The organism is Bacillus salacetis, assembly GCF_049177075.1.
Taxonomy (GTDB): domain Bacteria; phylum Bacillota; class Bacilli; order Bacillales; family Bacillaceae_B; genus Rossellomorea; species Rossellomorea salacetis_A.
The window spans coordinates 3,693,927-3,708,073 of the sequence record NZ_CP185377.1 but is presented as its reverse complement, the minus strand read 5'-3'; the positions used below and the strand labels follow the sequence as shown (position 1 = coordinate 3,708,073).

The window sequence follows — 14,147 nt, the reverse complement described above, 5'->3', positions numbered from 1 at the left end:
CTCTCCTTCGCTTCTTTCATAACATAACAGTTGAAAGGAGAGGATGACATTGATGAATCTTTCACCTGTAGAGATAGACGGTCACACTTTTCTTGCCGTATCGGTACAGCTCCCAAAGACCAACCTGCTTGTCGTTACAAGCGATAAAGGATATATTATGTGCGGTGCTCTGGATGTAGGCTTGCTGAATGAAAAGCTGAAGGATAGAAAAATCATCGCCGGCAGAGCAGTAGGAGTCAAAACGATAGAGCAGCTGATCGATGCCCCGCTGGAATCGGTGACGCATGAAGCTGAACAATTGGGGATCACTACCGGAATGTCAGGCAGGGACGCCTTGTTAAAAATGATATAGTGCATAAGCCTGAACCAGATTATGGTTTGGGCTTTTTTTAGATTGAAAAAATTTTTCGGAAAATGTAGGTTTACAGTTAGGATATCCGGGTAAAGGGAAGGTGGACTATTCCAACCGGTTTTGGAAGCTAGTCATAAAGAATCATTTTCAAAAAATTTAGAACAAAACGAGAAAAATAAGAAAACGGTTCGCTTGAAAATACCTTTAAATGCATTATAATGAAGATATTAGTAAAAATTGTCGAAAAATGATGGGATACATAGGAGAATTCGATGAGATTCATTTCAACCAAAACATTAAGATCAGGAATGGTCATGGCATCCACCGTTTATAATGTAAAAGGACAGGCATTGATCAAGGCTGGAGTGTCCGTGACAGAACGGATGATCCAAAGATTAATCCAACTGAATATCCAGTATGTATACATAGAAGATGGTTTATCAGCTGGAATCGAAGCAGCTGATTCCATTCCAGTAAAGGTCAGGCAGGAAGCCGTCAATAAAATTGATTCCACTTTTACTCATTTAGAAAAAAATTCTGTTTCCAATAATCTTGTCGCACTTGAGCAAAGTGCCAGCAATTTCAAGGAAGTAGTCGATACCATTCTGAATGAGATCAAAGGGAGCAAGGATCTTTTGACCTTGCTGACGGATGTCTTCACCTATGATTCGTATGTATTCCATCATTCATTCAATGTGACGCTATACACGCTGGCAATCGGGATTGAGCTCGGCATGCCGCCAAAACAGCTGGATATGCTGGGGCTGGGGGCAATCATGCATGATATCGGCAAAATGAAAGTGCCGGAAGAAATCTTAATGAAGCCCGGCAAACTTACATATGACGAATTTAAAGAAGTGGAAAAACACTCGGAGTACGGTTTTGATATTTTGAGACAGTTACATAATGTATCCCTGCTCGTAGCCCACTGTGCCTTCCAGCATCATGAACGCCTGGACGGTTCTGGATATCCCAGGGGGCTTAAAGGGGATGAAATCCACCCTTTTGCAAAAATCATTGCCGTAGCGGATGTCTTTGATGCCTTGACATCCAACCGGGTATACCGCGATGCCATGCTTCCGCACGAAGCGCTTGAAATTTTATATGCAGGTTCCGGAACATTGTTTGACTCCAATGTCATTCAGGCATTCAGGAAAGCGGTGGCAATATATCCTAATGGTATGGTGGTCGTCCTGAGTGACGGGCGCAGAGGGATTGTGGAAAGACAGAATAAAGCCCTTACCCACCGGCCGGTCATTCGCATCATAGCAGAGGGCGGGGAAGAACTGACTGAACCCTATACGCTGGATCTCGGTACAAGCCTGGATGTCACCATCACGGATTTCGATTCGGAATTTGAGAGCAGATTAATGGAAGTCAAATGAATTTTGTTGCGCTAATCCTTCCCTTACAAGCATACATATAGCTTGTAAGGGGGGATTTTTTTGATTAAGCCTAAAAAATATAAACCCCGAAGAGGACCACTGCCTTTTCGATATGTCATTTTGTTAACGTTTGTATTCTTCATGTTTTCCACAGCTGGAGGCTTGTGGATTATTAATGAAGGGTTGAAACCGACTTTGGTCAGTTATGCCGAAACCCAGACCAGCCGGATTGGTACGTTGGTCATAAATAAAGCGGTCAGCAAGAAAATTGCCAACGTTATGGACATCAATGAAGTAACGCAGGAATCCGAAACGGAGGACGGTGACAGGGGATACAGGCAATTCAATACAGAAATCATCACCCGTGTCCAAAATGAAATCGTAAACCTTGTGCAGTTGAATTTGAAGGAAGCGGAAAGAGGGAACTTGAAGGACCTGGAGTTCCTGACCGATGTAGAAATTGAGGAAGACGGAACGGAAGAAGAGGGAATCGTTTTCTCGGTTCCGCTTGGTCAGGCGACAAATAATGCGCTTTTGGGTAACTTAGGACCAAAAGTTCCAGTGAAATTCAATGCAATTGGGGATGTTGTGTCAGATGTTAAGACAGAGGTTCAGGAATTTGGAATCAATAATGCCTTGGTGAAAGTATATATCCATATACAAGTGAATGTACAAATCATCATCCCGTTTGCCACTGAAACCAAAACAATTGAACAAGATGTCCTTGTAGCGATGGGATTAATGAAAGGCGAAGTACCTCAATTTTTTAACAGCGGGGGAGATTCAGCTCCATCTATTGAAGTACCTCTTGATTAAACAGTGGAAATTCACGGCAATGAACAAATTGTTCTTGTCAGCATCTTGAATACCTGATATATTAATCTAGTGAATTTAATATTTACTACAATCATCTAAATCCGATGGGGTAGAGGCTGCACTTATTCATCAGTAAACCGAGTAAGGATGACAACTGTGATTTTGGTTGAAAGGGGATATGTGCCGAAGCAGAATGGGATTGGTCAGAATCTCTTCTGCTGGGGTTACCTTGAAAAAGGGTAACACTGTCATTATAAGGCTTATACACGATTATAATGGGGAGCTACAGATCGAGATGGAGAAATGACTATATTACGAAAGGTAATAATAGGATTCTCTATTATTACCTTTTTTTATTTTCTTCTATCATTCTGCACTTGTTCCCTCCCTATCAATACAGGAGGAGAAAAAATGGAAAACACAATCTTTTCTTTATTACCACCCCTTTTAGCCATTTTAATGGTTATCCTGACTAGAAGAGTACTGCTGTCACTCGGAGTCGGGATCATCTCGGCGGCATTGCTTCTTGCCGAATTTTCTATTGTTGAAACATTTAAGATCATCTGGGATTCGTTTAAAGGAATCTTCGTGGATGGCGGTGAGCTGAACACATGGAACGTCTATATCATCTTGTTCTTGCTGATTCTTGGTGTGATTACAGCTTTTGTAAACATCTCCGGGGGAAGCAGGGCATTCGGTGAATGGGCGCTGAAACGTGTGAAAACAAGAGCCGGTGCACAAATCCTGACTGCTGTTTTGGGTATCATCATCTTCATCGATGACTATTTCAATGCATTGGCAGTTGGACAGGTCTCCAGGCCGATTACAGACCGACACAAAATTTCAAGAGCTAAACTGGCTTATCTCATTGACTCGACTTCAGCGCCGATCTGTGTGGTATCGCCAATCTCAAGCTGGGGAGCATTCATCATCGCCCTTATCGGCGGAATCCTGGCAGATCATGCGATAACAGGATACACAGCATTCTCGGCATTCATCCAAATCATCCCGATGAACCTTTACGTCTGGGCAGCAATCGGACTTGTGTTCGTTACCTCTTACAGAGGCATTGATTTTGGGAAAATGCGTGAACACGAACTCCGTGCTATCAATACTGGTGAAGTTTATGACCCGGAGAAAGATATTCCCGGTGAATTGAAAAATGACTTGCCTGTTAGTGAAAAAGGAACGGTCGGTGACTTGATCTGGCCGATTATTGCCCTAATTGTCGGTACAGTAGGTGCCATGCTTTGGACTGGTTATCAGGCTGTTGAAGGAGAGGCTTCGATCCTGGCAATCTTTGAGAACACTGATGTATCCACTTCTTTAGTATATGGTGGATTGTTTGGACTGGTTGTTGCATTGATCTTCTTCTTCAGACAAATGTCTCTTTCAAAAGAACTCAATGGGAAAGCCCTTGGAATCGGATTCATCGAAGGAATCAAATCGATGCTTCCTGCTGTATATATCCTTATTTTTGCCTGGTCGATCGTAACGTTAATCGGCTCACTGCAGACTGGTGAATACCTGGCCGGCCTTGTGGAGCAATCCAACTTGAACATCGGACTTCTTCCAGTCATCATGTTCATCGTTGCCGGAATCATGGCCTTTGCGACAGGGACATCATGGGGATCATTCGGTATCCTTCTTCCAATCGCGGGTGAGATTGCAGCTGCGACGGATGTAAGCATCTTGCTGCCAGCGATGGCAGCCGTACTTGCGGGATCTGTCTTCGGGGATCATTGTTCTCCAATTTCAGATACATCCATCCTTTCGTCTACAGGTGCTGGAAGCAACCATATCGACCACGTCATCACACAGCTTCCTTATGCTTTGACAGGTGCTATAATCGCAGCTGTCGGATTCCTTGCTCTAGGACTGACTGGAAGCACGCTGGTCGGACTTGCTGTCACAATCATTTTGCTGGTACTGTTCGCAGTGTTTGGTAAAAGAACAACTGAAGCCGCTGGAAGCAACTAAAATATAAGAGAGATATCTCCGCATATTACGGGGATATCTCTCTTTTTTTTTGTCATGATGTTGTTTTATGCAGGATGGTCGGATATGACAGAAACTGTTCAACAAATTGTGAAATCGGATTCATTTCAAAACTATTCCAAAATATCTTTTTAGAAAAGAAAGAGCGCTCACCATCAGTATCATGGCAAGGAAAAGAAACAAATAGAAAAATAAAAATAATACTTTGACATTCGTCCTAATACTAGCTATACTGTTTTTAGATTACTAAATAATCTGAAAATACTAAACAATTAAAAACGTTAATGGGGGGAGTTTTCATGGAAAATCGTGCACAATGGGGTACGAGGGCCGGATTTATTCTGGCAGCGGTCGGTTCCGCAATCGGCCTCGGAAACATTTGGCGTTTCCCTGCAGTAGCTTATGAGAACGGCGGAGGGGCATTTTTCATTCCTTATTTATTTGCTTTGCTGACTGCGGGTATTCCACTGTTGGTCCTTGAGTTCACTCTTGGCCATAAGTACAGGGGATCGGCACCTCTTTCATTTTTCCGGATGAGCAAGAAGTCCGAGTGGATCGGCTGGTGGGCTGTATTTGTATCATTTGTCATCTCCACCTACTATGCGGTCATCATTGCATGGGCGATGTCCTACAGTGTGTTCGCGTTCAACCTCAGCTGGGGCAGCGACACAGAAGGTTTCCTATTTGGGGACTACCTGAAACTTGCAGAAGCTCCGGGACAAACAGGAAGCTTGGTCATGGGTGTGTTTGTTCCATTAATCCTTGTCTGGGTCATCACACTTGGCGTTCTTTTCAAGGGTGTTAAAAAAGGAATTGAAGTAGCAAACAAAATCTTTATCCCTGCACTAGTTATCCTTTTCTTAATCATTGTTGTCCGTGCGATCACTCTGCCGGGTGCATTGGATGGATTGAACACATTCTTCAAACCGAATTTTGATATGATTCTTGAGCCAAGTGTATGGATGGCGGCATACGGCCAGATTTTTTTCAGCTTATCCATCGCATTCGCTATTATGATTACGTATTCAAGTTACCTTCCAAAGAAATCCGATATCACCAACAACGCATTCATCACTGGATTCAGTAACTCCGGATTCGAATTGCTTGCAGGTATCGGTGTGTTCGCTGCATTGGGCTTCATGGCTAATTCTCAAGGGGTTTCTGTAGAAGAAGTCGTAAGCGGCGGTGTCGGACTTGCGTTCGTTGTATTCCCGCAGATCATCAATGAATTCCCGGCGCTGAATGGATTGTTTGGATTCCTGTTCTTCGCATCATTAGTGCTGGCTGGTCTTTCTTCATTGATTTCAATCACAGAAACATACGTTGCAGGATTCTCTGAGAAATTCGGGATTTCCCGTAACAAAGCTATCGCTTACGGAGGCGGGGCTGCGGCTCTGATTTCAATCCTTTTCGCTACACAGGGCGGATTGTTCTTCCTTGATGCAGCAGACTATTTCATTAACCAATTCGGTGTAGCGTTTGTCGGACTAGTCGAGGTTGTGGCAATTGCGTGGTTCCTTCGCAAGCTTAACAGCTTCCAGGAACATGCCAACATTGCATCTGACATCCGTCTTGGCGGCTGGTGGAAAGCATGCCTTGGCGTCATCACACCAATCGTTCTTGGTTACATGATGTTCGGTTTATTTAAGCAGAATCTGCTTCGAGAATTCCCGACTGATAGTGGGAACTATGAGAATTATTCAAATGCCTTCATTCTTTACGGCGGCTGGTTTGTAGCAGCCTTCGCACTTCTTGCAGGTGTGGCGCTGACATTCAAACGATGGGATTCCAAAACAGAAGCTGAGAGCTATAAGGAGGTAAGCTAATATGACAGGCAGTGCTATTTTCATGATGATTGTCGGTATGGTGATCATTTGGGGCGGCTTGGCAGGCAGCATCCTCAATGCAGTTAAAAAGTCAAAATAAGTGATGAGAGCTCCGGGGATTTCCCCGGAGCTTTTTTTGTGTGGTTGAGGATGTGGAGTTGAGCCAGGCACAAATTAAAATGCCTCATCTTTTCTTCTGGCGTTCCTGTCTTTCCCACACTCTCAAATATGGGTATGGATCGAATGACCATTCGGTGTATCCATTGTCTTTGTACATTCCATAATGAAGATGAGGAGGGAATTTTCCGGATGTGCCAGGAGGTCCATAACCTGAACTTCCAACCCCGCCGATGAGCATTCCCGGTTCAACTGTCTGACCGACTTCTAGATCTTTAGCGAACCCGCTTAGGTGGGCGAAATAGTGATAAGTGTTGTTAATATCACGGATACCTATACGCCAGCCGCCAAATCGGTTCCAGCCTTTCATTTCGATGATGCCGTAGCATGTCGATCTTACTGGCACTCCATAATCGGCAAAAATATCTGTGCCTTCGTGAATCCTTCTGCCGCCCCAGCCGCGCGCGTCCCCCCAGGTGTTTTTATAGCTGTAATTAAACCTTAAAGGGAGTGGAAATGATTTTCCGCCGAGGTCCAGATGGCCATACGTTTTATAAAGCTCAGCTTTTCCCATGATCAAACTTACGGTTTTGTCTCGTTGATAGTAGTTCCATAAAGCAATCCGAAAGTTATCTTTATCAATTCCGTATTTCAAGATGAAATGTGCAAAAGCCGCCAAAACATCCTCATCATTATTTCGGTCTGCAACCCCATCACTGTTTCCGTCAATCCCGATTCCCTCAAAAAGTGTAATCGTTTTTGGATTTTTATCTTCTGGGTTTGGATTCAGCGGGCCTGCCCATTCAGCGGCAGGAAAGTATATTGAAATAGGGTTCTTTGGCTTAGGTAAATCTTTCCTTGAAAAGCGGAGGCTGCGCTCGTATTGATCGACAGCAGCGAGATAGTACCAGGGAATCTGGGTAGCAGCTTCCATCTTCTTGAACAGTTCCATTCTTTCCTGCAGATGCTCTTCTTCGCCGGCTGCCTGAACATTTATATTAAAGGATGCTATAAAAAAGCTGCATATAATAAGAGCGATTATTTTTTTATACAAAGTCATGTCCACCTTTCTTTCGGAGCCTTTTTCCGCAATCCAGCTCCAACGGCCAGCGCCTAGCAGATTTCAGTCTCTCTCCTTGCGAATCCAGCTGCAAGGCCCCAACGGCTATCGAACTTCAGTCTTCCTTCTTGCGATAAGTCAACATCAACTCACTACGTTCGTTGTGTTTCCTTTATCTCATTCGGAAGCCTTCCAGTTCGTACGCCGCTGAGCGGGGCCTTTCCACTTTTTAGAGATAAGTCATCATCGAATCGCTGCCGCTCTTCGTGATCCCTTTATCTCATGCAAGAGCCCTCCAATCTGTACGGCGCTGAACGGCCGCTTCCGCTTTATAGTTTAAAGTCCTATCATTATTGTGTTACAGTCTTTCGTTTTCATAAATATCAATTACTGGTAATCCCAAGAATTGAAGCTTGTCTTACTTTTTTTAGTGTGATAAAGTGACTAAGGAACACGTTATTTTACTTGTAATATTTTTTACATATATCAAAAGGCATTCGCTTTAAATAGCGTTTCACTCTGTTTGCTTTAGACAGTGACTTCAATGAATGGAGATGAAATTATGAGTAAAAAAGAAGAACATATCCGTAAACCCGATTGGCTTAAGATTAAGCTGAATACGAACGATAACTATATGGGCCTTAAAAAAATGATGCGTGAGAAAAATCTTCATACAGTCTGTGAAGAAGCACGCTGTCCAAACATTCATGAATGCTGGGGTACCAGAAGAACAGCTACTTTCATGATCCTTGGTGACGTTTGTACCCGTGCATGCCGTTTCTGTGCTGTTAAAACTGGCCTGCCGAATGAACTGGATTTGGCTGAACCGGAACGCGTAGCAGATTCTGTTCAATTAATGAACCTGAAGCACGTCGTTGTAACAGCTGTAGCACGCGATGACCTGAAAGATGGAGGTTCTGCTGTGTTTGCTGAGACAGTAAGGGCTATCCGCAGAAAAAATCCATTCACAACTATTGAAGTACTTCCATCCGATATGGGCGGTGTTTTTGATAACATCAAAACATTGATGGATTCCAAGCCGGATATCATGAACTACAATATTGAAACAGTCCGCCGTTTGACTCCAAGAGTCAGAGCGCGTGCGACTTATGAGCGTACACTCGAATTCCTTTCCCGTGCAAAGGAACTTCAGCCTGAAATTCCTACAAAGTCCAGCATCATGGTTGGCCTTGGGGAAACGAAGGAAGAGATCATGGAAACAATGGATGATTTGAGAGCTTCGAATGTGGATATCATGGCTATTGGTCAATACCTGCAGCCAACGAAGAAGCATTTGAAAGTGCAGAAATACTACCATCCGGATGAGTTTGCGGAACTTCGTAAAATCGCCATTGAGAAAGGCTTCAGCCACTGTGAAGCTGGACCGCTTGTTCGTTCTTCCTACCATGCAGATGAGCAGGTTAACGCTGCGGCAAAAGCAAAACAGGAAATGGGAGAAGAAGCCCAGGCTCAAAAGGCATAATTCATTTCAAGATGTGAAAGGACTGATCCTAAAGCGTGGATCAGTCCTTTTTTATCATCATCCAGCTCCAGCGGCCAGCGCCTAGCAGATTTCGGTCTTCTTCCTTGCGATAAGTCATCATCGATTCGCTATGCTCTTCGTGATTCCTTTATCTCATGCAGAAGCCCTCCAATCTGTACGGCGCTGAACGGCCGCTTGCACTTTTGTTCTTAATCCGTCATCCGGTCATGGTCAGTGTTATCATATCTTTTTTGTCTGTCACGGTTGATGCGGTGAACGTCATCCTCGTTCATTTCATCCATTTCGTCATACATTTCGCCATTGGCATTTTCTCCTGCATCAATCTCGCGGCCTTGCGGGGAGTCCTGAAGCATCAGGTTGATCGTATCGTCAATGGCTGTATTGACATTAGCCATATCTGAATCCATGGCAGCGAGGTTTTCGACGTTTTGCATTAAATTGGGATCATCTGTTACATACACATGGTACCAGCGAGGTACGACCGATAGGGCCGATTTTTTCACCTGGTCAGCCACTTCAAAGCGAAGGTCTTTATCTTTTGCGTCTGTTTTGTAAGCGATCAGTACTTCTTCATCCGTTACAAGAGTGGATGCATCCTGTACTCGTGGAAGTGTGACGCTCATTCTGCTGATGGAATCGGCCACTTTCTCACGGTCAATCGTGTACATATCATCAGTAGAGATGGTTCTTCCTGCAATCGGGCTCTTTTGATGCCTTACATATCCAAATTGCTCACCGCGGGCATGTTCAGTGTTCTCAACTTCTTGATAGATATCTTCCTCTTCATTGACATTGATTGTGTTGCCATTGTCATGAAAGATTTCATCACCATCTGAGGCAAGGTCATCTGCACAACCGGCTCCTAAAAGCGAAAAGGAGATGACACCTGCTGCAAGTATTTTTTTCTTCAATTTAAACACCTCCTCATTTGTTAGAATGACCAGGAGGAATGTATTTTTCTCTTAGTAATTAATGGACAATCAGTTATAATTTAAGTAAGAGGTTTTGAAATCCGGACAAGGGTTCAATATAGAAAGTAGGTGAAGTAAAGATGGTTTGCATCAATAACGTGTGCTATGAACTGATTGAGGAATTCCGCGATGGATTCAACGAGGAAGCTTTTAAGACACGGTACAGTGATATTCTGAACAAATATGATTACATTCTTGGTGACTGGGGTTATGGTCAGCTTCGCCTGAAAGGATTCTTTGATGATCAGAATCAGAAAGCGACATTTGATACCAAAATCACGACAATCAAAGATTATTTATATGAGTACTGTAATTTCGGATGTCCTTACTTCGTGGTAAAGAAAACAAAGCAGTAGCATTTTAAAGCGCTAAGAGGGACTGTCCCTTTCAGCGCTTTAAAGGGATAAAGCCGGCATATCCTGTAAAGGGCTGCCGGCTTTTTGCATTATTTATTCTCTGAATACGGTGGTTCTTCGTTACGCTCGTGATCGGCATGGACCGGGTGGGAACCGGGATCCTGCCTCGGGATATCCTGGTGAAGTGATTTAAACTCATAGTTAAATGCGCTGTAGTAGCGCTGTCCTTCCTCCCATGGAGTGGACTTATTTTCAACTGGAGTATATTTTCCCCTAGGAGCACCATATGGGCCTTCAGGGGTCTGCTCGGGCACAAGGAAATTTCTCATGGTTTCAACATTGGAAAAATCCGTGTACACTTCTTCCTCTTTATCAAGGGTGCGTTTTTCTTTATTATTGAAAAAAAACATATAGCCACCTCCGATATTTTTTAGTATATGGAGGAGGAGGAATCTCATGCTGGTAGTATTATGGAGATGAATTTTGAAGGAATATGTTACACTATTAGTTGAAAACTAATACAGGCTGCTTTCCCGAAAGTGAACGAAGGCTGAAGGACAAAGAGCCTGGACAAAAGGCGAGGTGCTGGTAATGTATTTTGTTGACCGTGAAAAAATTGAAGAAATTTTAGTATATATGGAAAAACAACTGGACTTATTCCATTCTCAGTCAAGTTGGGGTTCGCCCGTTGAACAACTCGCATTAGAAAGAATCACACACACAATTATTGAATCCATACTTGATACTGGCAATGCAATGATTGATGGTTTTATTATGAGAGATCCCGGCAGTTATGAGGATATAATCGATATTCTTTTGGATGAAAAAGTAATCACAAAAGAAATGGAACTCAGCTTGAAGAATGTCATTGGATTCCGAAAAATGGTCGTTCAGGAATATACACAAATTAACCATGAAGAAGCAGCGAAAAGCCTGCAAGAAAACATGGAATCACTTCGCTCATTCCCTGCGCATGTAAGGGACTATCTGACAAATGAGCTTGGGCCGGTTTCCGCTTTTAGAAACTAGGCTGCTTTGAGCTCCAGGGCACGACAAACTAACATAACAAGACATAATACGGAATGCTCAATACTTGATTGGGCAGCTGGAGGTTACTATGAAAGACTATCAAGGATACTTAATCGATCTCGATGGAACGATGTACAGAGGTACAGAGAAAATCGAAGAAGCGGGGGACTTTGTGAACCGCTTGATACAAAAAGGGCTGCCATACCTTTTTGTAACCAATAATTCATCAGCGACACCTGAGAAGGTGGCAGCAAAACTAAGGGACTTTGATATCCCGGCTCAACCTCATCAGGTTTTCACCACATCGATGGCAACAGCCAACTTCATTGCAGAGAAAAAACAAGATGCCACGGCATATGTCATTGGAGAAGAAGGCATCCGTTCAGCATTGGAGGAGAAAGGCCTTTCAATTGTTGATGAAAAACCGGATTTTGTCGTGGTCGGAATCGATCGTACCATCAATTATGAAAAACTTGCATTGGCATGTCTTGGTGTCAGAAACGGCGCTACATTCATTTCAACCAATGGAGATATCGCAATCCCGACAGAACGCGGATTGCTGCCTGGGAACGGATCACTGACATCTGTCATTACAGTATCCACGCAGACACAGCCAATCTTCATCGGCAAGCCTGAATCCATCATTATGGAACAAGCCCAGGAAGTGCTTGGAGTGCCGAAAGAGAAAACACTGATGGTCGGCGACAATTATGACACAGACATTCTGGCGGGTATCAATGCAGGGCTCGACACTCTGCTGGTCCATACAGGTGTCACAACGAAAGAAATCCTCGGTGAGAAAGAAGTTCAGCCGACTTATACTGTCAATTCCCTTGATGAGTGGGAAGTTTAATCTAATGGATTCAAACGAAAAGGAAGGCTCTCGCAGCCTTCCTTTTTTCAGTCTTATTCTTCCTCGTCATAACGGTGGGCAAGCCTTGATGAGGCAGCTGCCGCTATTGCTCCGACAATGTCATCCAGGAAAGTATGGCATTTTCCAGAAGACTTGTCATTTAATTTTTCAAGGATTCCCGGCTTTTGCTTATCGATATATCCGTAATTCGTAAAGCCGATCGATCCATACACATTTACAATGGAGAAGGCAAGAATTTCATCCACGCCATACAGGCCTTCATCCACTTCGATAATGGATTGCAAAGGTTCCTCCAGTAATCCTTTTTCAGCCAGCCTGTCTAGTTGGATACCGGTAAGAATCGCGTTTTGGACTTCCCTCTTGGATAGAACCCTCTCAATATTATTGCGGCATTCTTCGATGTCCAGATTTGGGTGATACTTCTTCTGCAGGAACAGGACGAGTTCGGCGATATCATCTATTTCCACGCCGCGCTCATGCAGCCATCTGCGTGCTGTTTCTTCTGATAATTTTTTTGATTCTTTATCCTTCATCTCCGTCACCTTTTCCTGTTTTTTTTCGGTAAGCCTTAAATTAATTACCATCCCGTTCTGCCAGGCAGTTCTTCTCATTTATCTATTATTGCCCCCAGCAGGTAAGTATACTAATGATCGGTAAAAAAATAGTGTGTACTTATATTCATATGAAACAAGCCCGCTTTTTAGAAGCATATTCCGCTAAATAATCCCAACCAATTTTCCATCATGAAAAATCCTTTTTCTTTCATATACATAAGGTAAAAGGGTATTTGGGGGAGAATCTGATGGAGGATATTTTATCAAAGCATTATGGACTGCAGCCGGAACGATCTTTCAAGGATGGAAGGGCGCAGAGATACATGGCGGATGGGTCAATATATACTATTGTTAATGTGACCAATATGGAACAGGAAAACCTTGTCGAGCTTTATAAAATTACAGAACATATGAAAAAGTATGGAGACCGGTATGTGTCCTCGTTTGTACCGACTTCGGAGGGCCGGTTTCTCGTGACGGAAAAAGAACAGGATTATACTGTATTGAAGAATGATTACTACAGCAGGGGCGCAGATGCGAAACTGGGGAGGAAGCTCGCAAAATTCCATCAGCGCGGACGCGCAATCGAAGAGAAAATCACTCACATCAGCCGCATAGGGCAGTGGAAATCCTTATGGGAAAAGAGAATTGAACAAATGGAGAAAGCCTTCCAGTTAGTCATCGAGAACCATCCGGCTGATGAGTTTGAACGAATGTTTATTGACAGCTGTCCCTATTATTTGGGAATGGCGGAAAATGCCGTCCAATATCTGGTGGATACAGAAATGGATGATAATCCGGTTTACACAGACTCAGGGACGGTATGCCATGAGCGGTTTTTAGAAGGAGTATGGGGAAGGGAAGTCACTATCCGCAATCCATTTGACTGGGTCTTTGATCATGGAGGCAGAGATATCGCTGAAAATACCCGTGAAAGTTATTTTAAAAGGCAGAATACGTACCAGCCTGATATTCACCAATTTTTCCGGGATTATCAGTCAGTCTCACCGCTGTCTTCCTTCTCCTGGAGGCTTGTATATGCCAGGCTGCTGTTTCCTCTTCATTATTTTGAAACGGTTGAGAACTACTATCTCTCAGAATCCGAAGGTCAGCATTTTCAATTGGCAGAAAGAATGCAGGGTTACCTGAATACCACCCGCCATTATGAACGGTTCCTTGGCAGTTTTTATCAAGTCGCCGAAGTACCGGTGAAGTCATACGGCATCCCGGGAGTAGCCTGGCTGGGCTGATTCGAGTTGCTTTCCATCAACCCCTGATATTGCTAAAATATAGGAAAACAGCATG

At 43.6% G+C, this 14,147-nt stretch carries 15 protein-coding genes and 1 riboswitch; of the genes, 11 read left to right on the top strand and 4 right to left on the bottom strand.

The genetic code is table 11. The annotated features are described in order from the left end of the window. The first annotated feature begins 43 nt into the window (after positions 1-43). From ACOJQI_RS19365 to ACOJQI_RS19340, 6 genes are all read left to right on the top strand, one after another. Positions 44-352 (top strand): YunC family protein, encoded by a 309-nt coding sequence (locus ACOJQI_RS19365; RefSeq protein ID WP_421381155.1) that lies wholly within the window; start codon positions 44-46, stop codon positions 350-352. A 272-nt stretch (positions 353-624) separates the two neighbouring features. After that, positions 625-1,737 carry an HD-GYP domain-containing protein gene (locus ACOJQI_RS19360; protein WP_421381153.1) on the top strand — a complete coding sequence of 371 codons (1,113 nt, stop codon included), beginning with the start codon at positions 625-627 and terminating at the stop codon, positions 1,735-1,737. Between the two features lie 60 nt (positions 1,738-1,797). Further along, positions 1,798-2,553: a sporulation protein YunB gene (gene yunB, locus ACOJQI_RS19355; RefSeq protein WP_421381151.1), complete on the top strand. Its 756-nt coding sequence runs from the start codon at positions 1,798-1,800 to the stop codon at positions 2,551-2,553. 102 nt (positions 2,554-2,655) lie between these two features. Next, positions 2,656-2,847: riboswitch (Lysine riboswitch) on the top strand. 117 nt (positions 2,848-2,964) lie between these two features. Continuing rightward, positions 2,965-4,533 (top strand): Na+/H+ antiporter NhaC family protein, encoded by a 1,569-nt coding sequence (locus ACOJQI_RS19350; RefSeq protein ID WP_421381149.1) that lies wholly within the window; start codon positions 2,965-2,967, stop codon positions 4,531-4,533. Between the two features lie 317 nt (positions 4,534-4,850). Beyond that, positions 4,851-6,377, top strand: a complete 1,527-nt coding sequence (locus ACOJQI_RS19345) for a sodium-dependent transporter (RefSeq protein ID WP_421381147.1) — start codon at positions 4,851-4,853, stop codon at positions 6,375-6,377. A gap of 1 nt (position 6,378) precedes the next feature. Continuing rightward, entirely contained in the window at positions 6,379-6,477 is a 99-nt protein-coding gene (locus ACOJQI_RS19340; protein WP_421381145.1) for a methionine/alanine import family NSS transporter small subunit, read from the top strand. Between the two features lie 84 nt (positions 6,478-6,561). On the opposite strand, the gene ACOJQI_RS19335 is transcribed toward ACOJQI_RS19340, so the two are convergent. Continuing rightward, positions 6,562-7,506: a M23 family metallopeptidase gene (locus tag ACOJQI_RS19335; RefSeq protein ID WP_421385518.1), complete on the bottom strand. Its 945-nt coding sequence runs from the start codon at positions 7,504-7,506 to the stop codon at positions 6,562-6,564. Positions 7,507-8,116: 610 nt separating this feature from the next. Here ACOJQI_RS19335 and lipA point away from each other — a divergent pair. Continuing rightward, entirely contained in the window at positions 8,117-9,037 is a 921-nt protein-coding gene (gene lipA, locus ACOJQI_RS19330; protein WP_421381143.1) for a lipoyl synthase, read from the top strand. Between the two features lie 209 nt (positions 9,038-9,246). Here lipA and ACOJQI_RS19325 read toward each other — a convergent pair whose 3' ends face one another. Beyond that, positions 9,247-9,978, bottom strand: coding sequence for a YhcN/YlaJ family sporulation lipoprotein (locus tag ACOJQI_RS19325; RefSeq protein ID WP_421381141.1), 732 nt, complete (start codon positions 9,976-9,978; stop codon positions 9,247-9,249). 131 nt (positions 9,979-10,109) lie between these two features. Here ACOJQI_RS19325 and ACOJQI_RS19320 point away from each other — a divergent pair, with 131 nt between their 5' ends. Further along, positions 10,110-10,385 carry a YutD family protein gene (locus tag ACOJQI_RS19320; protein ID WP_421381139.1) on the top strand — a complete coding sequence of 92 codons (276 nt, stop codon included), beginning with the start codon at positions 10,110-10,112 and terminating at the stop codon, positions 10,383-10,385. 89 nt (positions 10,386-10,474) lie between these two features. Here the strand turns inward: ACOJQI_RS19320 and ACOJQI_RS19315 are convergent, their stop codons facing one another. Continuing rightward, positions 10,475-10,795 (bottom strand): cytosolic protein, encoded by a 321-nt coding sequence (locus ACOJQI_RS19315; protein WP_421381137.1) that lies wholly within the window; start codon positions 10,793-10,795, stop codon positions 10,475-10,477. Between the two features lie 181 nt (positions 10,796-10,976). Here ACOJQI_RS19315 and ACOJQI_RS19310 point away from each other — a divergent pair, with 181 nt between their 5' ends. Both ACOJQI_RS19310 and ACOJQI_RS19305 read left to right on the top strand, forming a co-directional pair. Continuing rightward, positions 10,977-11,414, top strand: coding sequence for a DUF86 domain-containing protein (locus ACOJQI_RS19310; protein ID WP_421381135.1), 438 nt, complete (start codon positions 10,977-10,979; stop codon positions 11,412-11,414). Between the two features lie 88 nt (positions 11,415-11,502). Continuing rightward, positions 11,503-12,267 (top strand): TIGR01457 family HAD-type hydrolase, encoded by a 765-nt coding sequence (locus tag ACOJQI_RS19305; protein ID WP_421381133.1) that lies wholly within the window; start codon positions 11,503-11,505, stop codon positions 12,265-12,267. Positions 12,268-12,320: 53 nt separating this feature from the next. Here the strand turns inward: ACOJQI_RS19305 and ACOJQI_RS19300 are convergent, their stop codons facing one another. Continuing rightward, entirely contained in the window at positions 12,321-12,821 is a 501-nt protein-coding gene (locus ACOJQI_RS19300; RefSeq protein WP_421385517.1) for a phosphatidylglycerophosphatase A, read from the bottom strand. A 269-nt stretch (positions 12,822-13,090) separates the two neighbouring features. Here ACOJQI_RS19300 and yutH point away from each other — a divergent pair, with 269 nt between their 5' ends. After that, the gene (yutH, locus tag ACOJQI_RS19295) at positions 13,091-14,092 is read left to right on the top strand and encodes a spore coat putative kinase YutH (RefSeq protein ID WP_421381131.1); all 1,002 of its coding nucleotides are present in this window, start codon (positions 13,091-13,093) and stop codon (positions 14,090-14,092) included. Positions 14,093-14,147 lie beyond the last annotated feature (55 nt).

Excerpts from the sequence above, each read along its gene's own strand:
- ACOJQI_RS19305 (WP_421381133.1), top strand. The coding sequence starts at position 11,503 with ATGAAAGACTATCAAGGATACTTAATCGATCTCGATGGAACGATGTAC.
- ACOJQI_RS19360 (WP_421381153.1), top strand. The coding sequence starts at position 625 with ATGAGATTCATTTCAACCAAAACATTAAGATCAGGAATGGTCATGGCA.
- lipA (WP_421381143.1), top strand. The coding sequence starts at position 8,117 with ATGAGTAAAAAAGAAGAACATATCCGTAAACCCGATTGGCTTAAGATT.
- ACOJQI_RS19365 (WP_421381155.1), top strand. The coding sequence starts at position 44 with ATGACATTGATGAATCTTTCACCTGTAGAGATAGACGGTCACACTTTT.
- ACOJQI_RS19320 (WP_421381139.1), top strand. The coding sequence starts at position 10,110 with ATGGTTTGCATCAATAACGTGTGCTATGAACTGATTGAGGAATTCCGC.
- ACOJQI_RS19345 (WP_421381147.1), top strand. The coding sequence starts at position 4,851 with ATGGAAAATCGTGCACAATGGGGTACGAGGGCCGGATTTATTCTGGCA.
- ACOJQI_RS19310 (WP_421381135.1), top strand. The coding sequence starts at position 10,977 with ATGTATTTTGTTGACCGTGAAAAAATTGAAGAAATTTTAGTATATATG.
- ACOJQI_RS19315 (WP_421381137.1), bottom strand. The coding sequence starts at position 10,795 with ATGTTTTTTTTCAATAATAAAGAAAAACGCACCCTTGATAAAGAGGAA.
- ACOJQI_RS19350 (WP_421381149.1), top strand. The coding sequence starts at position 2,965 with ATGGAAAACACAATCTTTTCTTTATTACCACCCCTTTTAGCCATTTTA.
- ACOJQI_RS19300 (WP_421385517.1), bottom strand. The coding sequence starts at position 12,821 with ATGAAGGATAAAGAATCAAAAAAATTATCAGAAGAAACAGCACGCAGA.
- yutH (WP_421381131.1), top strand. The coding sequence starts at position 13,091 with ATGGAGGATATTTTATCAAAGCATTATGGACTGCAGCCGGAACGATCT.
- ACOJQI_RS19340 (WP_421381145.1), top strand. The coding sequence starts at position 6,379 with ATGACAGGCAGTGCTATTTTCATGATGATTGTCGGTATGGTGATCATT.